The 21,261-nt window shown below is 71.8% G+C and carries 17 protein-coding genes and 2 pseudogenes; 3 read left to right on the plus strand and 16 right to left on the minus strand.

Annotation, left to right across the window (positions count from 1 at the left end):
• Nucleotides 1-58: 58 nt before the first annotated feature.
• From C3486_RS25730 to pgsA, 14 genes and pseudogenes are all read right to left on the minus strand, one after another.
• Entirely contained in the window at nt 59-607 is a 549-nt protein-coding gene (locus C3486_RS25730; protein WP_103835149.1) for an adenine phosphoribosyltransferase, read from the minus strand.
• On the minus strand, nt 604-1,740 hold the full coding sequence (secF, locus tag C3486_RS25735) for a protein translocase subunit SecF (protein WP_103835150.1): 1,137 nt from the start codon (nt 1,738-1,740) through the stop codon (nt 604-606). The genes C3486_RS25730 and secF overlap by 4 nt, the downstream gene beginning before the upstream one ends.
• A 1-nt stretch (nt 1,741) precedes the next feature.
• Nucleotides 1,742-3,487 carry a protein translocase subunit SecD gene (gene secD, locus C3486_RS25740; RefSeq protein ID WP_103835151.1) on the minus strand — a complete coding sequence of 582 codons (1,746 nt, stop codon included), beginning with the start codon at nt 3,485-3,487 and terminating at the stop codon, nt 1,742-1,744.
• 150 nt (nt 3,488-3,637) lie between these two features.
• Nucleotides 3,638-4,198 carry a preprotein translocase subunit YajC gene (yajC, locus tag C3486_RS25745; protein WP_103835152.1) on the minus strand — a complete coding sequence of 187 codons (561 nt, stop codon included), beginning with the start codon at nt 4,196-4,198 and terminating at the stop codon, nt 3,638-3,640.
• A 162-nt stretch (nt 4,199-4,360) separates the two neighbouring features.
• Nucleotides 4,361-5,461 (minus strand): Holliday junction branch migration DNA helicase RuvB, encoded by a 1,101-nt coding sequence (gene ruvB, locus C3486_RS25750; protein ID WP_374936916.1) that lies wholly within the window; start codon nt 5,459-5,461, stop codon nt 4,361-4,363.
• A gap of 67 nt (nt 5,462-5,528) precedes the next feature.
• Entirely contained in the window at nt 5,529-6,149 is a 621-nt protein-coding gene (ruvA, locus tag C3486_RS25755) for a Holliday junction branch migration protein RuvA (RefSeq protein WP_103835153.1), read from the minus strand.
• Nucleotides 6,150-6,346: 197 nt separating this feature from the next.
• A pseudogene (gene ruvC / locus C3486_RS25760) lies at nt 6,347-6,913 on the minus strand (crossover junction endodeoxyribonuclease RuvC); the annotation flags it as partial.
• Nucleotides 6,914-7,243: 330 nt separating this feature from the next.
• Nucleotides 7,244-7,996, minus strand: a complete 753-nt coding sequence (locus tag C3486_RS25765; protein ID WP_103835155.1) for a YebC/PmpR family DNA-binding transcriptional regulator — start codon at nt 7,994-7,996, stop codon at nt 7,244-7,246.
• Between the two features lie 64 nt (nt 7,997-8,060).
• Nucleotides 8,061-8,657, minus strand: a complete 597-nt coding sequence (gene pdxT, locus C3486_RS25770; protein ID WP_103835156.1) for a pyridoxal 5'-phosphate synthase glutaminase subunit PdxT — start codon at nt 8,655-8,657, stop codon at nt 8,061-8,063.
• 49 nt (nt 8,658-8,706) lie between these two features.
• Entirely contained in the window at nt 8,707-9,618 is a 912-nt protein-coding gene (gene pdxS, locus C3486_RS25775; RefSeq protein ID WP_103835157.1) for a pyridoxal 5'-phosphate synthase lyase subunit PdxS, read from the minus strand.
• A gap of 144 nt (nt 9,619-9,762) precedes the next feature.
• Nucleotides 9,763-10,305, minus strand: a complete 543-nt coding sequence (locus C3486_RS25780; RefSeq protein ID WP_103835158.1) for a hypothetical protein — start codon at nt 10,303-10,305, stop codon at nt 9,763-9,765.
• 241 nt (nt 10,306-10,546) lie between these two features.
• A pseudogene (locus tag C3486_RS25785) lies at nt 10,547-11,706 on the minus strand (glycosyltransferase family 4 protein).
• Nucleotides 11,703-12,677 (minus strand): phosphatidylinositol mannoside acyltransferase, encoded by a 975-nt coding sequence (locus C3486_RS25790; protein WP_258052990.1) that lies wholly within the window; start codon nt 12,675-12,677, stop codon nt 11,703-11,705. Before C3486_RS25790 ends, C3486_RS25785 begins: the two are co-directional and overlap by 4 nt.
• Nucleotides 12,674-13,324 (minus strand): phosphatidylinositol phosphate synthase, encoded by a 651-nt coding sequence (gene pgsA / locus C3486_RS25795; protein WP_103835159.1) that lies wholly within the window; start codon nt 13,322-13,324, stop codon nt 12,674-12,676. Before pgsA ends, C3486_RS25790 begins: the two co-directional genes overlap by 4 nt.
• A 363-nt stretch (nt 13,325-13,687) precedes the next feature.
• Here pgsA and C3486_RS25800 point away from each other — a divergent pair, with 363 nt between their 5' ends.
• Both C3486_RS25800 and C3486_RS25805 read left to right on the plus strand, forming a co-directional pair.
• Nucleotides 13,688-15,895 (plus strand): elongation factor G-like protein EF-G2, encoded by a 2,208-nt coding sequence (locus C3486_RS25800; RefSeq protein WP_103835160.1) that lies wholly within the window; start codon nt 13,688-13,690, stop codon nt 15,893-15,895.
• A gap of 200 nt (nt 15,896-16,095) precedes the next feature.
• Nucleotides 16,096-17,748, plus strand: a complete 1,653-nt coding sequence (locus C3486_RS25805) for a hypothetical protein (protein ID WP_103835182.1) — start codon at nt 16,096-16,098, stop codon at nt 17,746-17,748.
• Between the two features lie 78 nt (nt 17,749-17,826).
• Here the strand turns inward: C3486_RS25805 and C3486_RS25810 are convergent, their stop codons facing one another.
• Nucleotides 17,827-18,387 carry an HIT domain-containing protein gene (locus C3486_RS25810; protein ID WP_103835161.1) on the minus strand — a complete coding sequence of 187 codons (561 nt, stop codon included), beginning with the start codon at nt 18,385-18,387 and terminating at the stop codon, nt 17,827-17,829.
• Nucleotides 18,388-18,486: 99 nt separating this feature from the next.
• Nucleotides 18,487-20,469, minus strand: a complete 1,983-nt coding sequence (thrS, locus tag C3486_RS25815; protein WP_103835162.1) for a threonine--tRNA ligase — start codon at nt 20,467-20,469, stop codon at nt 18,487-18,489.
• Nucleotides 20,470-20,629: 160 nt separating this feature from the next.
• Between thrS and C3486_RS25820 the strand changes: the two genes are divergently transcribed.
• Entirely contained in the window at nt 20,630-21,184 is a 555-nt protein-coding gene (locus C3486_RS25820) for a DinB family protein (protein WP_103835163.1), read from the plus strand.
• The last annotated feature ends 77 nt before the right edge of the window (nt 21,185-21,261 follow it).

A 21,261-nucleotide genomic window follows, 5' to 3' on the forward strand; every position in this document is an offset into this window, starting at 1 on the left:
GGCTTTCGAGCGCCGTACGCGGCCCGCGGCCGCCTCGCCGGCGCTCCCCGCCGTGGCCTCAGACCGTGATCAGCGCCTCCAGCGGAGCCCCGTCCAGACCGGCCGCCAGCCGCTCGCGGCCGTCCAGGAAGCCCAGCTCCAGCAGGACGGCGACGCCCGCGACCGTGGCGCCGGAGCGCCGGATCAGGGTCAGCGACGCCTCGGCCGTACCGCCCGTGGCCAGCACGTCGTCGATCACCAGCACCCGGTCGCCGGGAGCCAGCGCATCGGCCTGGATCTCGATCGTGGCGTGGCCGTACTCCAGCGCGTAACTCTGGCCGAGGGTCGCCCCGGGCAGCTTGCCGGCCTTGCGCACAGGCACGAAGCCGACGCCCGCCTTCACCGCGACCGGCGCCGCGAGGATGAAGCCGCGCGCCTCCAGCGCCACGATCTTCGTCGCGCCGAACCGGGCGCAGACCTCCGCCAGCGCGTCGGTCAGCCGCCCGAAGGCGGCCGGATCGGCCAGCAGCGGGGTGATGTCCTTGAAGACGACGCCCGCCTGCGGGTAGTCCGGCACATCGGCGATCCTGCTCAGCAGGAGCTCACGCAGCTCCGCGGGGGCGCTCATCGGCGCTTCCCCGACGGACGGCCGCGGCCGCGGCCGCGGGAAGCGGGCTGGCTGCGCGGACCGGCCGCCGAGCTGCCGGCCGCCGCCGGGGCGCCGTCCTGCGGCTCGTCGCCGTCGTCCGCCGCGCCCTCGGGCGCCTCGGCGCCGGATTCGGCCTTGGCCGCCGCGGCGGACCGCTTGGCGCGCACCCGCCGGGCCAGCGCCTTCATCTGCGGCTCGCGCTCCTTGAGGTCGGAGACCAGCGGGGTGGCGATGAAGATCGAGCTGTACGCACCGGCCGCGAGGCCCACGAACAGGGCGAGCGAGATGTCGTTCAGCATGCCCGCGCCCAGGAAGCCGCCGCCCACGAAGAGCAGGCCCGCCACCGGGAGCAGCGCCACGACCGTGGTGTTGATCGACCGCACCAGCGTGGAATTGATGGAGCGGTTGGCGATCTCGCCGTAGGTGTAGCGGGACTGCTTGGTGATGCCCCGCGACGCCTCCTTGAGGCTGTCGAAGACCACGACCGTGTCGTAGAGCGAGTAACCGAGGATGGTCAGCAGGCCGATGACCGTACCCGGCGTGACCTCGAAGCCGACCAGCGCGTACACGCCGACCGTGATCGTGAGGTCGTGGATCAGCGCGATCAGGGCCGCCAGCGCCATCCGCCACTCGAAGGCGATGGCGAGGTAGAGCACCACGAGGACCATGAAGATCCCCAGGCCCAGCCAGGCCTTGTTGGCGATCTCCTCACCCCAGCTGGGCCCGACGAGCTGGGTGTTGACGTCCTTGACCGGGACGTTCAGGTCCTTGGCCAGCTCCTCCTGGACCGGCACGGCCTCCTTGGTGTCCAGCTCACTGATCTGGATGCGCAGGCCGCCGTTGCCCAGCTTCTGGACCATCGCCTGGTGGCCGCCGGAGGCGGTCTCGGCGTGGTGCTGGGCCTGGGAGGCGGAGACGGAGGTCTTCGGGGTGGTGAAGACCGCGCCGCCGGAGAACTCGATGCCCATGTTCAGGCCGCGCACCGCGAGGCCCACGATCGCGGTGATCGTGATCAGGATCGAGATGCCGTACCAGATCTTGCGCTTGCCGATGAAGTCGTAGCCGACCTCGCCGCGGTACAGCCGGGCGCCGATGTTGCCGAGCTTGGACATCTCACGCCTCCTTCGTCTCGATGGGGGCGGAGGTCCGCCGGCCGCGGCGCAGCGGCGGCTTCGCGCCGAGGCGCGTGGGATCCAGACCCGACCAGGGGTGCCCGGAGTGGAAGAACTTCCGCTTCGCCAGCAGCGTCATCAGCGGCTTGGTGAAGAAGAAGACCACCACGACGTCCAGCAGGGTCGTCAGGCCGAGCGTGAACGCGAAGCCCTGGACCTTGCCGACCGTCACGATGAAGAGCACGGCGGCGGCCAGGAACGACACGAAGTCCGAGACCAGGATCGTGCGCCGGGCGCGCGGCCAGGCCCGCTCGACGGACGGCCGGAGCGTACGGCCCTCGCGGATCTCGTCCCGGATGCGTTCGAAGTACACGATGAACGAGTCGGCCGTGATACCGATCGCGACGATCGCACCGCAGACGGCCGGGAGGTTCAGCGCGAAGCCGATGGCCGGGCCGAGCAGCGTCATCAGCGCGTACGTCAGGGCCGCCGAGACCACCAGGCTGGCCAGCGCCACCAGCGACAGGCCGCGGTAGTAGGCGACGAGGTAGATGACGACCAGCGCGAGGCCGATGGCACCGGCGATGAGGCCCGCGGTCAGCTGCTCGCCGCCGAGGGCCGCGGTGACGGTGGTCTCGTCCGCGATCTTGAAGGAGAGCGGCAGCGCACCGTAGGACAGCATGTTCGCCAGGTCCTCGGCGGACTGCTGGGTGAAGCCACCGGTGATCTGGGCGTTGCCGCCCGCGATCGCGCTGCTCACCCGCGGGGCCGAGACGACCTCGCCGTCCAGGGTGATCGCGAACTGGTTCTGCGGCGGGGCCTTGCTCGCGATGTCACCGGTCACGTCGGCGAACTTCTTGCCGCCGGCGGAGGTGAAGTTCATCTGGACGAGCCAGCCCTGGCCGCCCTGCTGGTCGAAGGTGGCCTTGGCGTCGTCGACGTCCGTGCCCTCGACCTTCACGGGCCCGAGCGCGTACTTCGTCTTTCCGTCGTCCTCGCAGGCCACGACCGGGTCGCTGGGCTTGGCGCGGGCGGCCTGCTCGGCGGCGGCCGAGCGGCTCTCCTTGGTGGAGCAGTCCAGCGCGGCGAGCTTCTTCTGCAGCGCGGCCGGGATGCCGGCGCCCTGCGGCTGCTGCTGGGCCGGCGGCATGCTCGGCGTCTTGGCGGTCGGCGTGGCCGAGCCCGAGGGGGCGTCGTCCTTCTTCAGCGCGTCACCGACGGCACGGCCCTGGGTGGTGGGCCTGCCGGTCGGAGTGGGCGTCGCCGCGCCGTCCTTCTTCTTGTCGCCGTTGCCGGCCTTGGGGGGCTCGGAGGCGCCCTGCGAGGGCGTCTTCGTACCGGCCGCGGCGGTCAGCACCGTACGGAAGCCGAGCTGGGCGGTGGTACCGACCTGCTGGCGGGCCTGCTTCGCGTTCGTCCCCTTGGGGATGTTCACGATGATGTGGTTGGTGCCCTGCGTCTGGACCTCGGCCTCGGAGACACCGAGACCGTTGACCCGGCGCTCGATGATCCCCGCGGCCGTCTTCATGTTGGTCTCGTTGATCGCGTTGGGCTTGCCCGGCTGGTTCTGCGCCGCCAGCGTGAAGCTCGTGCCGCCCGCGAGGTCGATGCCCAGCCGCGGCGCCATCGTGCCGGAGTAGAGCATCCCCCCGGCCAGTGCCGCGATGACGACCAGGATCAGGACCAGGGCGCGCCCCGGCCTGCCCTGGGCCGCCGGCGACCTTCGGCCCTTGTTCGGTGCTGCCACCTTCTCGTATCTCCCTGTCCAACCGCCCGAATCAGGTCAGTGCCGGACGGCCACGAAGTCTTGTGGGGACGTGCCCCCGCCGGAGCCTAGACGGTCCGGGAACCGCGGCGCACCGCCCTCGGGCGCACCGCGGTTCCCTGAGAGGCGGGCCTACTTCGCGTCGGCGCCGCCGTCCTTCTTGGCGTCCTCGGCCTTGGCGTCCTCGGCGTCGGCATCCTTGGCCACGGCTTCCTTGGCGTCGGCGTCGGCGGCGGTGCCGGCCTTCGGCTCCTCGGCCTTGGCCTCGGGGGCCTTCTCGGCGGAGCCTTCCTTGCCCAGGTCGATCTTCTCGGCGGCGTCACCCTTGCCGGTGGTGTCGCCCTCGGCGGCGTTGACGGCCGAGGCGCCGGTCAGGGAGGACAGGTCGTCCGGGACGACGGTGCCGTTCTCGGCGCCGTCGATGATGCGGTTGTACTCGTCGTCGGCCAGCACGGCGCCGACGGCGTTCTTCGCGTACAGCGCGTGCACGCCGGGGGCCACCTCGAGGAGGACCGTCTCGTCGTGGATCTCCTTGACGGTGGCGTACATGCCTCCGATCGTGCGGACGCCGGTACCGGGCTGCATTTCGTTCCGCATCTGGGCGGCCGCCTGCTGCTTCTTCTTGGCGGACCGGGTCATCAGGAACATGGCCCCGATGAGCACGATGAACGGGAGGAGAGTCACGATATTCACGGGACGGAATTTCCTTCGCACGACCGCGGAGCCGCGGCCTGGTATACGGGGGTGGGATGCCGGACCGTACGGACGGCATCGGCGGAGTCTAAGCGAGTCCGCCTCAGTGGAACAACGCCCAGCATCGCACCGCAGTTCCTGGCCCGGCGAGTCCCCGCGCCGTCACGTCCCGAACAGCCCCTGCTGTCCGTTTCCGCCCGCTGTCTGCTGCGGCGGCACCAGCCCCATGTGGGTCCACGCGGCGGGCGTCCCGATGCGGCCGCGGGGCGTCCGCGCGAGCAGGCCCTCGCGGACGAGGAACGGCTCGGCGACCTCCTCGACCGTCTCACGCTCCTCCCCCACCGCGACCGCCAGGGTCGACAGCCCCACCGGCCCGCCGCCGAAGAGCTTCAGCAGCGCCGTGAGCACCGCGCGGTCCAGCCGGTCCAGGCCGCGCCCGTCGACCTCGTACACGTCCAGCGCCTGCGCCGCGATCTCGCGGGTGATCAGCCCGTCCGCCTTGACCTGGGCGTAGTCCCGTACGCGGCGCAGCAGACGGTTGGCGATGCGGGGCGTACCGCGCGACCGGCCGGCGATCTCGGCGGCTCCCTCTGCCTCTATGTCGACATCCAGCAGTCCCGCCGAGCGGTGGATGACGCGCTCCAGCTCGTGCGGCGCGTAGAACTCCATGTGCCCGGTGAAGCCGAAGCGGTCGCGCAGCGGCGGCGGCAGCAGACCGGCCCGCGTCGTGGCCCCGACCAGCGTGAACGGCGGCAGCTCCAGCGGAATGGCGGTGGCCCCCGGCCCCTTCCCCACGATCACGTCGACGCGGAAGTCCTCCATCGCCATGTAGAGCATCTCCTCGGCGGGCCGCGACATCCGGTGGATCTCGTCGAGGAAGAGCACCTCGCCCTCCTGGAGGGAGGAGAGGATGGCCGCCAGGTCGCCGGCGTGCTGGATGGCGGGGCCCGAGGTGATCCGGATCGGGGCGCCCATCTCCGCCGCGATGATCATCGACAGGGTGGTCTTGCCGAGGCCGGGGGCGCCGGAGAGCAGGACGTGGTCGGCGGTGGCGCCGCGTGCCCTGGCCGCCCGCAGCACCAGGTCGAGCTGCTCGCGCACCCGCTCCTGGCCGACGAACTCCTGCAGGTCCTTCGGGCGCAGCGCGGCCTCGACGGCGGTGTCCTCGCCGTCGGCGTCGGCGCCGACCAGCCGGTCGGCGCCGCCCGGCGGCAGGCCGGAATCCTGTCCGTCGGCGGTGTCGGTGCTGTCGTCCCAGTTCACTGCGTACTGCCTCGCGTCGTCGGTGGGTGGAGTGCCGGATCGTAGGGGTACCCGGGCCGGCGCCCGGTCAGCGGGCCCGGTTCAGCGACTGCAGCGCCGCCTTCAGGAGCTGCGAGACCTGCGGCGTACCGCCGTCCGCGACGGCCGCCTCGGCCTGCGGGGCGACCGCGCCCACCGCCTCGTCGGCCTCGCGGGTGGCGTACCCGAGGCCGATCAGCGCGGCGTGCAGCTGGTCCCGCCAGCCGGCCGTGACCGGGCTGCCGACCGCGGGCCCGGCGCTGCCGACCGGCTCGCCGAGCCGGTCCTTCAGCTCCAGCAGCAGCTTCTGCGCGCCCTTCTTGCCGATGCCGGGCACGGCCGTGAGCGCCTTCTCGTCGCCGGTGGAGACGGCGCGGCGCAGCGCGTCCGGGGAGTGCACCGCGAGCATCGCCTGGGCCAGCCGGGGCCCGACGCCGCTCGCCGTCTGCAGCAGCTCGAACGTCTGCCGCTCGTCGTCGTCCGCGAAGCCGTACAGCGTGAGGCTGTCCTCCCGTACGACGAGGGAGGTGGCGAGCTTCGTCCGCTCTCCTATGCGCAGCCCGGACAGGGTGCCGGGGGTGCACTGGACGGCCATGCCGATGCCGCCGACCTCGACGACGGCGGCGTCGGGGGCGAGGGCCGCGACCGGCCCGGAGACGAAGGCGATCATGACATGCCCTTCGGGATACGAGTGGTGGAGCGTACGGGAGCGGTCGTGCGGGACGCGGCGTCGGCACGCCCGGCAACGGGGGCGCGCGCCGCTTCGTCGGGGCGCCCGGAGGCGGAGGTGCGCGGCGCTTCGGCGGGGCGCTCGGGCGCGGGGGTGCGGCTGCTTCCCGAGGCGCGGCCGGCGGTGCCCTCCGGGGCGGTGGCGCGGGGTGTTCTGGCGGGGCGTGCGGCGGGCGGGGTGCGCCGGGCCGTGCTGCGGGCCTGCGCCTGGGCCTGCTGGAGGCGGTTGACGGCGGGTGCGCGCCAGATGTGGCAGATGGCCAGCGCGAGCGCGTCGGCCGCGTCGGCGGGCTTCGGGGGCGCCGAGAGCCTCAGCAGCCGGGTCACCATCGCGCCGACCTGCGCCTTGTCGGCCCGGCCCGAGCCGGTGACGGCGGCCTTGACCTCACTGGGCGTGTGCAGCGCGACGGGCAGTCCGCGGCGCGCCGCGCACAGCATGGCGACGGCACTGGCCTGCGCCGTCCCCATGACCGTACGGACGTTGTGCTGACTGAAGACGCGCTCGACGGCGACGTACTCGGGCCGGTGCTCGTCGAGCCAGGCGTCGATGCCGCGCTCGATGAGGACGAGCCGGTCCGCGATGTCGGCGTCGGCGGGGGTGCGGACCACCCCGACGCCCGCCATCGTCAGCGGCCGCCCGGCCACGCCCTCGACCACGCCGACACCGCAGCGCGTCAGCCCCGGGTCCACACCGAGCACCTTCACGGGTGTTCCCCTCCCCTCGCGCCGCGCTGCCGGCAGCCGCCGCCGTACCGTTTCGGCCCTCCACCCCCACCACGGGGGAGCGGAGATCCCCTGCTCAGCACAGTATCGGGTGGCACTGACAGCACACCCCGGCCGCCCCGCCCCCCGGGCGTGTTCCCGGCCCGCGGCCGCGCCACCGGGGCGCACGGGCGGAACGGCGCCGGCCGGTCCGCCGGCGCGGCACTCCGCTCCGCCGGCCCCGCTCCCCGTGCAACGGCGGCGGGCCGGCAGGGTGTGCTCCCCTGCCGGCCCGCCGTAACAGCCGTCAGCCGTGTCGGCCGTCGTGGGCGCTTACGCGTCCACCTTGGCCATGACCTCGTCCGAGACGTCGAAGTTGGCGAAGACGTTCTGGACGTCGTCGCTGTCCTCCAGCGCGTCGATCAGCTTGAAGATCTTCTTCGCGCCTTCCTCGTCCAGCTCGACCTGCATGGTCGGGACGAAGTTGGTGTCGGCCGAGTCGTAGTCGATGCCGGCCTCCTGGAGCGCGGTACGCACCGCGACCAGGTCGGTGGCCTCGCTCAGCACCTCGAAGGTCTCACCGAGGTCGTTGACCTCCTCGGCACCCGCGTCCAGCACCGCGCCGAGCACGTCGTCCTCGGAGAGCTCGCCCTTGGGGACGATGACGACGCCCTTGCGGTTGAACAGGTACGACACCGAACCCGGGTCGGCCATGGAGCCGCCGTTGCGGGTCATGGCGACGCGCACGTCCGAGGCGGCACGGTTGCGGTTGTCGGTGAGGCACTCGATGAGCACCGCGACACCGTTCGGGCCGTAACCCTCGTACATGATCGTCTCGTAGTCGGCGCCACCGGCCTCGAGGCCGGCACCGCGCTTGACCGCGGAGTCGATGTTCTTGTTCGGGACCGACTGCTTCTTCGCCTTCTGGATGGCGTCGTACAGCGTCGGGTTGCCGTCGATGTCCGCGCCGCCCATCCGCGCCGCGACCTCGATGTTCTTGATCAGCTTCGCGAAGAGCTTGCCGCGCTTGGCATCGATCACGGCCTTCTTGTGCTTCGTCGTAGCCCATTTAGAGTGGCCGGACATCCGCCTGTCTCCTTCGCGTAACCAATTTCTGAAAACGAACGCCCTAGATCCTACCCAGACCGCGTCACGCCGCGTGACGCACCATGTCCACGAAGAACGCGTGGACCCGGTGGTCGCCGGTGAGCTCCGGATGGAAGGACGTGGCGAGGACGTTACCCTGCCGGACGGCCACCGTGTGGCCGCCGTGCTCGGCCAGTACCTCGACCTCGGCGCCGACCGACTCGACCCAGGGCGCGCGGATGAAGACGCCCTCGACCGGTCCGCCGTCGATCCCGGCGACGTCGACCGCCGCCTCGAAGGACTCGTTCTGCCGCCCGAAGGCGTTACGGCGCACGATCATGTCGACGCCGCCGAAGGTCTCCTGGTCGTCCCGGCCGTCCAGGATCTTCTCCGCGACCATGATCATGCCGGCGCAGGTGCCGTACACCGGCTTGCCCGCGCGGATGAAGGCGCGCAGCGGCTCCAGCATGCCGAAGACGCCCGCCAGCTTGGACATGGTCGTGGACTCGCCGCCGGGGATGACCAGACCGTCGATGTCGTCCAGTTCCTCGGCGCGGCGCACCGGGCGCGCCAGGGCGTCGGCGGTCGCGAGCGCCGTGAGGTGCTCGCGAACGTCGCCCTGGAGCGCCAGCACGCCGATGGTGGGGGTGCGGTCACTCATGCACCGGCCTCGCTTCGCTCGCTCGTGTACGTACTCACCGGCAGTCCGGTCACCAGCCGCGGTTGGCGTAGCGCTCCGCCTCGGGGAGGGTGTCGCAGTTGATGCCGACCATGGCCTCGCCGAGGTTGCGGGAGGCGTCCGCGATGACCTTCGGGTCGTCGTAGAAGGTGGTGGCCTTCACGATGGCGGCGGCGCGCTTGGCCGGGTCGCCGGACTTGAAGATGCCGGAGCCGACGAAGACGCCCTCGGCGCCGAGCTGACGCATCAGCGCGGCGTCGGCCGGGGTGGCGACACCGCCCGCGGAGAAGAGGACGACCGGCAGCTTGCCGAGCTCGGCGACCTCCTTGACCAGCTCGAACGGGGCGCGGAGCTCCTTGGCGGCGGCGTACAGCTCGTTGTTGTCGCAGCCGCGCAGCTTGGCGATCTCGCCCTTGATCTGGCGGAGGTGGCGGACGGCCTCGACGACGTTGCCGGTGCCGGCCTCGCCCTTGGAGCGGATCATGGCCGCGCCCTCGGCGATGCGGCGCAGGGCCTCGCCGAGGTTGGTGGCGCCGCAGACGAAGGGGGTGGTGAAGGCCCACTTGTCGGAGTGGTTGACCTCGTCGGCGGGGGTGAGGACCTCGGACTCGTCGATGTAGTCGACGCCGAGGGACTGGAGGACCTGGGCCTCGACGAAGTGGCCGATGCGGGACTTGGCCATGACCGGGATGGAGACGGCGTTGATGATGCCGTCGATCATGTCGGGGTCGGACATGCGGGCCACGCCGCCGTCCTTGCGGATGTCGGCCGGCACGCGTTCCAGCGCCATGACGGCCACCGCACCCGCGTCCTCGGCGATCTTCGCCTCTTCCGGCGTGACGACGTCCATGATCACGCCGCCCTTGAGCTGCTCGGCCATGCCGCGCTTGACGCGGGCGGTTCCGGTCTCCGGGGTCTGGGGCGTGGTGGGCGTGCTGGACACGATTGACCTCACTAAATGCGGGTGGTTGTGCTACTGCACCTAGAGAACCGTTTGTGTACGGCACGTGAAAAGGGCCAATTGCAGGGCGGTGGCTCCTGGTGGCCCCCTGAGCCCCGGCCACGGGCTTCCCGCCGGCCCGCCGGCTCAGGCCGCCGTGCGCTCCGCCAGGCCCGCCGGGGCCTCGTCGTCCATCTCGAAGGCCAGCGGGAACGGCGCGTGGCCGGCGAGGCGGAACCAGCGTACGACGCGGTGCCGGCGCACGGCGCGGGCCGCGCGTACGGCGTCGTTGTGGAACCGGCGCGCCATCGGGACCCGGCGCACCGCCGCGCTCAGCTCGGCGAGCGTCTGCTCGCCGCCGGGGGCCTGCCGTACGGCGTCGGCCTGCTCGGTCTCGTCGAAGACGGCGCGCAATGCCTGGCTGAGCGCGCTCTCGGCGACCTCCCGCTGGTCCTCCTCGGCCTGCCGTGCCTCGTGCGCGGCCTGGTACAGCACGATCGAGGCGGCGGGGTCGAGGATCCCGGACGTCCCGAGCTCCTGCGCGACGGACGCGCGCCGGAGCAGTTGCGCGTCCAGCGCGGCGCGGGCGGCGTCGATCCGCGCGTGCAGCCGGTCCAGCCTGCCGGCCGTCCAGCTGAGGTACACGCCGATGACGATCAGCGCCGCGAGGATCCAGATGAAGGTGGTCACGGGGCGTCACGTTACCGGGCCGCTCGGCCCGGCCTGGACGGGCCGGGTGCGCCTCGGTCGGCGGGGTGCGGCCTCCGTCGGCGGGGTGCGCCTCCGTCGGCGGTTTGCGTCTTCGTTGCCGGGTGCGGCGCGGTTCGCTGCCGCGGGGGCTTCTCCGTACGGTGCCGGGTGCGGCGGCGTTTCACCTGCGGCGGGCGGATGCCGCTGCGCGGGGCTTGAGGGTGCGGGGCCGGGCCTCCGTTCAGTCTCGGGCCAGTCCCCACCGGGCCCTGAGCCCGATCTTTTCGTCCGTGTCGACGGAAGCCGCGCCGTCGGTGACCGTCTCGTAGACGGCGAGGATGTCGGCCCCGACGGTCGACCAGTCGAAGCGCCGCACGTGGCGGGCGCCGCGCTCCCGGAGTTCCGCGAGCCGCGCGGGGTCGCGCAGGAGCCGTACGGCCGCAGCGGCGAGCGCCCCCGCGTCTTCGTTGGCGAACAGCTCCCCCGCTCCCCCTGGTCCAGGACCTGCGCGAACGCGTCGAGGTCGGAGGCGAGGACCGGGGCCGCTGCGGACATCGCCTCGACGAGGATGATGCCGAAGGATTCGCCGCCGGTGTTGGGCGCGACGTACAGGTCCACGCTGCGGAGGAGGCGCGCCTTGTCCTCGTCGCTGACCATGCCGAGGAACTCGACGCGGGAGCGGAGCTCCTCGGGGAGGTCGGCGACGGCTTCCTTCTCGTCGCCGCGGCCGGCGACGAGGAGGCGCGCGTCGGGGACCTGGGCGAGGATCTCGGGGAGGGCCTTCATGAGGACCGGGAGGCCCTTGCGGGGCTCGTCGATGCGGCCTATGAAGCCGATCGTGCGGCCCTGCCACTCCTTCTTCGGTTCGGCGCGGGCGAAGAAGTCGACGTCGACGCCGTTGGGGATGACGACCGCGTCGCCGCCGAGGTGTTCGACGAGGGTGCGGCGGGCGTACTCGCTGACCGCGATGCGGGCGCTGATCTTCTCCAGCGCGGGCTGGAGGATGGGGTACGCGGCGATCATGGCGCGGGAGCGCGGGTTGGAGGTGTGGAAGGTCGCCACGATGGGGCCCTGCGCGGCCCAGCAGGCGAGCAGGCCGAGCGAGGGCGAGGCCGGTTCGTGGATGTGGATGACCTCGAAGGCGCCGTCGTGGAGCCAGCGGCGTACGCGGGCTGCGGAGAGGAAGCCGAAGTTGAGCCGCGCGACGGAACCGTTGTACGGGACGGGGACGGCACGTCCGGCGGAGACGACGTACGGCGGCAGCGGGGTGTCGTCGTCGGCCGGGGCGAGTACGGAGACTTCGTGGCCGAGCCGGATCAGGTGCTCGGCGAGGTCCCGGATGTGGAACTGCACGCCGCCGGGGACGTCCCAGGAGTAGGGGCAGACGATGCCGATCCTCACGGCGCCTCCGTCCCGCCGGCGCCGCCGGCGTCCGTGCCGCGCGGGTCCAGGTCGGCGAGCCACAGGCGCTGCAGCATGTGCCAGTCCTCCGGGTGCTCGGCGATGCCCGAGGCGAAGGCGTCGGCCAGGGCCTGGGTCATCGCGGCGGCCTTCTCGGTGCGCGTGCCGGTCTCGGGTACCTCGATACCGGGGTGCACACGGGCCCGCATGACGGGCGTACCGTCGTACCACAAAGTGACCGGCAGCAGCACGGCGCCGGTCTGCAGCGCGAGCATGGCCGGTCCAGCGGGCATCTTGGCGGCCTCGCCGAAGAACTTCACCTCCAGGCCGGAGGCGGACAGGTCGCGGTCGGCGACCAGGCAGATGAGGCCGCCGGCGCGGAGCCGGCGGGCGAGTATGCCGAAGGCGGCGCCGCCGGTGTGCGGCAGTACCTCCATGCCGAGGCTCTCGCGGTAGGCGACGAACCGGTCGTAGAGGGATTCGGGCTTCAGGCGCTCGGCGACGGTGGTGAAGGGCACGCCGAGGGCGCGGGTGACCCAGACGCCGGCGAGGTCGTAGTTGCCCATGTGGGGCAGGGCGAGGATGACGCCGCGGTCGCTGTCCAGGGCGTCGGTGAGGTGGTGGACGTCCTGGACGTCGACGCTGTCGCGGACCTTGTCCAGGCTCCAGGCCGGCAGCCGGAAGGACTCCATCCAGTACCGCATGTACGAGCGCATGCCGGCCCGGGAGAGCCGGGCGAGGGTCTGCGGCGAGGCGTCGGGGACCACCCGTGCGAGGTTGGCCTCCAGGCGCCGGACGCCCTTGCCGCGCTTCTTCCAGACGGTGTCGGCGATGCGCTCGCCGAGGCGGACGGCGACCGGTTCGGGCAGTTTCTTGACCGTGGCCCAGCCCAGTCCGTACAGCGCGTCGGTCAGTTTTCCGGTGTCGAGGGGCCCGCCGGGCCCGGTCAGCCGGCCGATGTCGAGTTTCACGCGCCCTCTCCCCCCATGGTGTCCGCCTCGGCGGACTCCCGGCGTACGGTGACCACCCGCTGGCCGAGGGTGACCGCGCTGCCGACGGCCACGATCCACAGGGCGATCGGCAGCAGGTGCTGGATCCAGGGCACGCCGAACTTGTGCAGCCCGGAGAAGCCGCAGGCGACGAGCGAGATGACCAGCCGCTCGGCGCGTTCGACGAGGCCGTTGACGTTGACCGGCAGGCCGATGCTCTCGCCGCGCGCCTTGGTGTACGAGACGACCTGGCCGGAGGCGAGGCAGAAGATCGTCACGGCGGTGAGCAGCAGGTCGTCGCCGCGGCCCGCGTACCAGAGGGCGAGGCCGCCGAAGATGGCGGCGTCGGCGACCCGGTCCAGGGTGGAGTCCAGGAAGGCGCCCCAGCGGCTGGAGCGGCCCAGCTGCCGTGCCATGTTGCCGTCGACCAGGTCCGAGAAGACGAACAGGGTGATGACGACGGTGCCCCAGAAGAACTCGCCGAGCGGGTAGAAGACCAGCGCTCCGGCGACGACGCCGGCGGTGCCCAGGACGGTGACCACGTCGGGGCTGATGCCGAGACGGATGAGCAGGGCGGCGAACGGCGTGAGAACACGCGTGAAGAACGCACGCGCGTACTTGTTCAGCATGGCCTTCCCGGAGGTTGTGTGCGGGCCGCGCGGTCAAGGGGCCACCGGCTGGCCCATCGTAGCCAGGCGTCCTCGGCGCTTTGCGAACGCACCACGGCTCGCGCGCGACCCGCCGGTCCGCCGGCGTCTCCTCCGCCACCCGCCCGGCGCAGCCGTCCGCTTCCGCGCGGACGGCCATGAGCACGGCGGACGGCGGGAGTTGGCGGCCGCACAGAGATGCGCGGACCACCCGTTCGGGCTTGTACGGGCTGGTCCGCGGACACCCCCAAGATCCCTTATCGTCCCTTGTGCGATGTATGGACGCACCATGACCTCGGTGGAAAGCTCGGAGCACCGCAGAGTGTCGACCTGGAGGCGAGACACATGGGCGACAAGACGAGCACACATCCAGGAGCCGCCGGCAGGGCAGCAGCGGTCGACCACCCCTCCTCCGTACGGAACGTGGTGCTGGTCGGCCACAGCGGATCGGGGAAGACGACCCTGGTGGAGGCCCTCGCGCTGGCGTCGGGCGCGGTCAACAGGGCGGGCCGGGTGGAGGACGGCGGCTGCCTCTCCGACTACGACGAGATCGAGCACCGGCAGCAACGCTCGGTACAGCTCTCCCTGGTCCCTGTCGAATGGGACGGCATCAAAATCAATCTGTTGGACACTCCCGGATACGCCGACTTCGTCGGGGAGCTGAGGGCCGGTCTGCGGGCAGCGGACGCGGCCCTCTTCGTCGTCTCGGCGGCGGACGGCGTGGACGGCGCCACCCGCATGGTCTGGGACGAGTGCGCGGCGGTCGGGATGCCCCGCGCCATAGTGATCACGCACCTGGAGGCGGCCCGCGCCGACTTCGAGAGCATGACCGGGACCTGCGGCACGATGCTGGGCGGCGAGGACCCGGACGCCGTGCTGCCGCTGTACCTCCCGCTGTACGGCGAGGCCGGCGCCGACGGCCACTCCCCCGTGCACGGCCTGATCGGGCTGCTCACCCAGCGGGTGTACGACTACTCCACCGGCAGCCGCAAGGAACGCGACCCCGAGCCGGACGAGCTGCCGCTGATCCAGGAGGCCAGGAACCGGCTGATCGAGGGGATCATCGCCGAGAGCGAGGACGAGTCCCTGATGGACCGCTACCTCGGCGGCGAGGACATCGACATCAAGACCCTCATCGGCGACCTGGAGACCGCCGTGGCCCGCGGCACCTTCCACCCCGTGCTGGCCGCCGCGCCCGCCGCCGAGGGCAGCAAGGAGGGACTGGGCACCGTCGAGCTGCTGGAGCTGATCACCCGGGGCTTCCCCACCCCGGCCGAGCGGGAGGCGCCCGCCGTCACCACGCCCGAGGGCAAGCCCCGGCCGCCCCTCACCTGCGACCCCGAGGGGCCGCTGGTCGCCGAGGTCGTCAAGACCTCGTCCGACCCGTACGTCGGCCGGCTCTCCCTCGTCCGGGTCTTCTCCGGCACCCTGTACCCGGACCGGACCGTGCACGTCTCCGGGCACGGTCTGGCCGACCGCGGCCACGAGGACCACGACGTCGACGAGCGCGTCGGTGCCCTCTCCGCGCCCTTCGGCAAGCAGCAGCGGCCGGTCGCCAAGGCCGTCGCCGGGGACCTGGCGTGCGTGGCGAAGCTGTCCAGGGCCGAGACCGGCGACACCCTCTCCGCCAAGGAGGAGCCGCTGCTGATGGCGCCCTGGGACATGCCCGACCCGCTGCTGCCGGTCGCCATCCAGGCGCACAGCAAGGCGGACGAGGACAAGCTCTCCCAGGGGCTGGCCCGGCTCGTCGCCGAGGACCCCACGATGCGCCTGGAGCAGAACCAGGACACCCACCAGGTCGTCCTGTGGTGCCTGGGCGAGGCCCATGTCGACGTGGCGCTGGAGCGGCTGCGGTCCCGGTACGGGGTGCAGGTCGACGCCGTACCGCACAAGGTCTCGTTGCGGGAGACGTTCGGCGCCAAGGCCGCCGGGCGGGGCCGGCACGTCAAGCAGTCGGGCGGCCACGGCCAGTACGCGATCTGCGAGATCGAGGTGGAGCCGCTGCCGGGCGGCAGCGGCATCGAGTTCGTCGACAAGGTCGTGGGCGGCGCGGTGCCCCGGCAGTTCATCCCGTCCGTGGAGAAGGGCGTACGGGCCCAGGCGGCGCGCGGCGTCGCGGCCGGGTACCCGCTCGTCGACGTCCGGGTGACGCTGCTGGACGGCAAGGCGCACTCCGTGGACTCCTCCGACGCCGCGTTCCAGACGGCGGGCGCGCTGGCGCTGCGGGAGGCCGCCGCCGACGCCCGCATCGACCTGCTGGAGCCGGTCGCCGAACTCACCGTCCTGGTCGCCGACGACTACGTGGGCCCGGTGATGAGCGACCTCTCGGGACGGCGCGGCCGCGTCGTGGGCACCGAGCAGTCCGGCGCCGGCCGGACCCTGGTGCGCGCCGAGGTCCCGGAGATCGAAATCGGCCGCTACGCCGTCGATCTCCGGTCACTCTCGCACGGCACCGGCCGCTTCCAGCGCCGCTACGCCCGGCACGAGCCGATGCCGCCGCAGCTGGCCGCGCGGATCCGGGAGGAGCGGGAGAAGTCCGAGAACGGCGGATAGTCCGCCTTCCGGAGGCGGACAGAGGGCCGGCGTGCTGCTCAGGGGCTCGCTCAACTCCCTTGGGCAGCACGCCGGCTGTACGCTGAGGTCCAGCTCAGCAGGTGTGCCGGGGGCGGCCGGTGGGAAGGGCGCCTAAGGGCGTCCTCCGGAAGCACGCCCACGGCAGGGGCAGACGGCGGCGAGGGGGCCTTGTGACGACGATGGACGGCTTCGATTTCAGTCCGGGGGCGCAGGTCCCGATCGCGGGCGGCGCCGGCCAGACGGCGGCGACCCAGGCACTGGCCTCGGCCGCCTACCGGGACAGTCCGCTCTCGGACATCTCCAAGGCCGACTCCGACACCGCCACCTCCGAGATCAAGAAACCCAAGCTCTCCCTGTTCGAGCCGAACCTCGGCGAGGCGTTCTCGCGCGCCGTACAGGTCCGCATGCTCGGCGGCGGCCGCAAGGCACTGATCCAGTCCTTCGGCATCGAGCCGCAGACCGTCGTCGAGCACTGCCTCGCCGCCAGCCGCATCCGCAAGGAGCGGGACACCAAGCTGACCATCCTGATGGTCGTCTTCGGCCTGCTCTTCCTGCCCGGCGTGCTCCTCTGGCTCGGCCTCTTCCAGCTCAAGCGCATCCTGGACAAGGCCACCAGCAAGGGGAAGAGCGCACTCGGCACGGTGCTGCTCGTCGCGCTCGGCGGCGTCCTCCTGATCTTCCTGATCAAGCTGCCCTTCGACAGCTTCTGGATGATCTACGTACGGCTGATGCTCATCGCCCCCGTCATCGGCTGGTGGTGGGCCAAGCGGATCTGCGAGCAGACCGCCGTTGACCTGCGCGAGGCGTGGAAGGGCCTGCTGGAGGGCGGCGGCATCGGCGCCAAGATCCCCGAGGCGGTGCCGCAGGACCCCACCCAGACCGCCGCCGAACAGCTCCGCCAGAACCTCGCCAAGCTCAGCGCCGAGCAGAACAGCAACGTCGTCTTCTACGCCGGCCCCAAGGGCATACTCGGCATGGGCACCCGCTGGGGCAGCTGGCAGCTCGCCGAGGAGCTGCGCCCCGCCGAGGAAGGCACCGAGATCCACCCCTTCCGCAGCTGGGACGTCATCCGCGTCATCCACGACCGGCTCCGCCTGCTGGAGCGCAGCCCGCTGCACACCGGCGGCTTCGGCCAGCCCCCCTCCGTACGCCACTGGATCGTCGTGCCCGTCGCCGAGGGCGCGGGCGAGGTCGCCCGCCCCGAGGGCACCGACACCGACGCGTACCAGATCCGCCCGCACGAGATAGAGCGGATCTGCAACGAGCAGCAGTTCGGCGCCGGCAACCGCCACTACCTGGGCGTGCAGTTCGTCCTCTGGGACGGCCAGCTCGTCCTGACCCTGATGATCACCGTCACCGTGCTGCACGAGACGCTGCGCATCGAGGTCACCGGGCACGCCCTCGGCCCGGTCAACGGCCTCTTCACCAGCAAGCCCAGCCCCAAGACCGTCACGGTCAACAAGACGGTGAAGTTCTGGGAGACCAAGACCTCCACCCTCCCGCTCATCGACACCGACGAGGTCGTCCGGCTCGCCGCGCGGGCCCCGCTGACCTGGTTCCCGCCGGTCCTGGACTTCCTCGGCGGCAAGCTCGTCCTCCCCGAGCCGTTCGGCCTGCGGCACGTCTGGGCCGACAAGCCCTGGCGGCACCGCTTCATGGCGGACGACGCGCTGCGCGCCGCCACGCCCGTGCTGCGCGTGGTGCACTCGGCGGCGCTCAGCGTGCTCCAGGAGAACGGCGTGGACATCACCCGCTTCGACAACCGCTCGCTGGTCCTCAGCGGCGCGGTGCAGGACCCGACGCCGCGGAAGGCGGACGCCTACGACGCGTGAGCGCGGCGGCACGCACGGCATGCGAGCGGCCCCGGTACGGACGTCCGTACCGGGGCCGCTCGCATGACCGGCGCCGCGTCAGACCGACGGCCAGGCGTCCGCCAGCATCGCCCGGGTGTCGGCCAGCAGCTGCGGCAGCACCTTGGTGTGCCCCACGACGGGCATGAAGTTGGTGTCGCCGCCCCAGCGCGGTACGACGTGCTGGTGCAGGTGCGCCGCGATGCCGGCGCCCGCGACCGAGCCCTGGTTCATGCCGATGTTGAAGCCGTGCGCGCCGGACGCCGCGCGCAGCGCCGCCATGGCCTGCTTCGTCAGCTTCGCCAGCTCCACCGTCTCGGGCTCGTCCAGCTCGGTGTAGTCCGCGACGTGGCGGTAGGGCACGACCATCAGGTGGCCGCCGTTGTACGGGTAGAGGTTGAGCACCGCGTAGACGTGCTCGCCGCGGGCGACGATCAGACCGTCCTCGTCCGACTTCGACGGGATCGTGCAGAACGGACAGCCGTCGTCGGCCCCCGGGCCGCTCGGCTTGTTCTCACCCTGGATGTAGGCCATCCGGTGCGGCGTCCAGAGGCGCTGGAAGGCGTCCTGGGTCCCGACTCCGATCTGCTGCTCCGGCTCAGTCGTCATGATGAGCAGCATATGACTTCACCCGTCGGCATGGCGCCGCCGGGTCCGGGGACGGAAACGGCCCCCGGAGGGCGCGGGGCGCGCTCCGGGGGCCGTCGGCAGCGGTGCGGGTCAGACCTGGGCCCGGTCCTCGACCGCCTTGAGGATCTTGGCGATGGCCTCGGCCTTCGGGATGCCGTTCTCCTGCGAGCCGTCGCGGTAGCGGAAGGACACCGCGCCGTTCTCCATGTCCTCGTCACCCGCGATGATCATGTACGGGACCTTGGACTTCTGCGCGTTGCGGATCTTCTTCTGCATCCGGTCCGAGGAGGAGTCCACCTCGATGCGCAGACCCTGCTTGCGGGCCTCGGCCGCGAAGTCCTCCAGGTACGGCACGTGCGCGTCGCCGATCGGGATGCCGGTCGCCTGGACGGGCGCCAGCCAGACCGGGAACGCACCGGCGTAGTGCTCCAGCAGCACACCGAAGAACCGCTCGATGGAGCCGAACAGCGCCCGGTGCAGCATGACGGGCTGCTGCTTGGAGCCGTCCGCCGCGGTGTACTCCAGGCCGAACCGCTTGGGCTGGTTGAAGTCCACCTGCAGGGTCGACATCTGCCAGGACCGGCCGATGGCGTCCTTGGCCTGCACGGAGATCTTCGGGCCGTAGTACGCGGCGCCGCCCGGGTCCGGGACCAGCGGGAGGCCCTGCTTCTCGGCCGCCTGGCGCAGCGCCTCGGTGGCCTCCTCCCAGTCCTCGTCCGAGCCGATGAACTTGTCCGACTCGGGGTCGCGGGTGGACAGCTCCAGCTCGAACTCGGTCAGGCCGTAGTCGCGCAGCAGGTCCAGCACGAAGGTGAGGAGCGTGTCCAGCTCCTCCGGCATCTGCTCCTTGGTGCAGTAGATGTGCGAGTCGTCCTGGGTGAAGCCGCGCGAGCGGGTCAGGCCGTGCACGACGCCCGACTTCTCGTACCGGTACACGGTGCCGAACTCGAAGAGGCGCAGCGGCAGTTCACGGTAGGACCGGCCACGCGACTTGAAGATCAGGTTGTGCATCGGGCAGTTCATCGCCTTGAGGCGGTAGTTCTGCCCGTCGAACTCGATGGGCGGGAACATGCCCTCCGCGTAGTGCGGGAGGTGCCCCGAGGTCTCGAAGAGGTGCTCCTTCGAGATGTGCGGGGTGTTCACGAACTCGTAGCCCGCGGCCTCGTGCCGCCGGCGGGAGTAGTCCTCCATGACCTTGCGGATCACGCCGCCCTTGGGGTGGAAGACCGCGAGGCCGGGGCCCAGCTCGTCCGGGAAGGAGAACAGGTCCAGCTCGGCGCCCAGCTTGCGGTGGTCGCGCTTCTCGGCCTCGGCGAGGAACTCCAGGTACGCCTTCAGCTCGTCCTTGGTCGGCCAGGCGGTGCCGTAGATCCGCTGGAGCTGCTTGTTCTTCTCGCTGCCGCGCCAGTAGGCGGCGGCGGAGCGCATCAGCTTGAACGCCGGGATGTTCCGGGTGGTGGGCAGGTGCGGACCGCGGCAGAGGTCCTTCCAGCACAGCTCGCCGGTCTTGGCGTCGAGGTTGTCGTAGATGGTCAGCTCGCCGCTGCCCACCTCCGCGTCCGCGCCCTCGGCGGCCTCGCCCGCCTTGCCCTTGAGGCCGATCAGCTCGAGCTTGTACGGCTCGGCCGCCAGCTCCTCGCGGGCGTCCTCGTCGGTGGTGACCCGGCGCGCGAAGCGCTGGCCCCGCTTCTGGATCTCCTGCATCTTCTTCTCGATGCGCTTGAGGTCCTCGGGGGTGAACGGGGTCTCGACGTCGAAGTCGTAGTAGAAGCCGTCCTTGATGGGCGGGCCGATGCCGAGCTTGGCCTCCGGGAACAGCTCCTGCACGGCCTGCGCCATCACGTGCGCGGTGGAGTGCCGCAGGATGTTCAGGCCGTCCTCGGAGGTGATCTCCACGGGCTCGACGGTCTCGCCGTCGGCGACCTCGTACGCGAGGTCCTTGAGCTCTCCGGCCACCCGCGCCGCGACGATGCTGCGCTCGCCCTGGAAGAGGTCGGCGGCCGTAGTGCCCGTGGTCACCACGCGTTCTTCCCGCTCGGAATCGCGTTGGATGGTCACACGGACGTCTGACACCGGACTCTCCTGACTCATGTCTGCTGGACGGCAGCGATCGCTGCGCAGCATGAATCGTACCGAGCCACGGGCCCGCCTCGCGAAACGGTATTCCGGCGGCGCTCCCGCGCCCCGGCGCGCCCCTCTCGCGCACCGCACCCGCGCCGCCTACCGTCGGGCCATGGCCCTCGACTGGAACGATCTGCTGACGGAGCAGCTCGACTGGCACTGGCGGCACCAGCTGCGGCCCCGCCTGGACGGGCTGACCGACGAGGAGTACTTCTGGGAGCCCGTGCCGGACGCCTGGAACGTCCGGCCGCACGGCACGGGCAGCGCCCCGGTCCAAGCCGGCTCCGGCCCCTTCACCATCGACTACGCCGTCCCCGAGCCGGTGCCGCCGCCGGTCACGACCATCGCCTGGCGGCTGGCCCACATCGTCGTCGGGGTCTTCGGGATGCGCGTGGCGAACCACTTCGGCGGACCGCCGCCGGCCTACGAGACCTTCCCGTACGCGGGCACGGCACTGGCCGCGCTGGAGCAGCTGGACACGGCGTACGCGGCCTGGCACGAGGGCGTGCGCGGGCTGGGCGAGGAGGGGCTGGCGCGGCCGTGCGGACCGGCCGAGGGCGAGTTCGCGGAGTCGCCGATGGCCGAGCTGGTGCTGCACATCAACCGGGAGGCGATCCACCACGGCGCGGAGATCGCCCTGCTGCGCGACCTGTACGCGCGCCGCTGACGGACCCGGCGTACGGGGGCAGGCATGCCGCGTACGGAAGCGGGCACGCCCCGTGCGGAAGCGGGCGCGCCGCGGCC

The sequence above is a fragment of the Streptomyces sp. Ru73 genome, from assembly GCF_002920575.1.
Classification (GTDB): Bacteria; Actinomycetota; Actinomycetes; order Streptomycetales; family Streptomycetaceae; genus Streptomyces.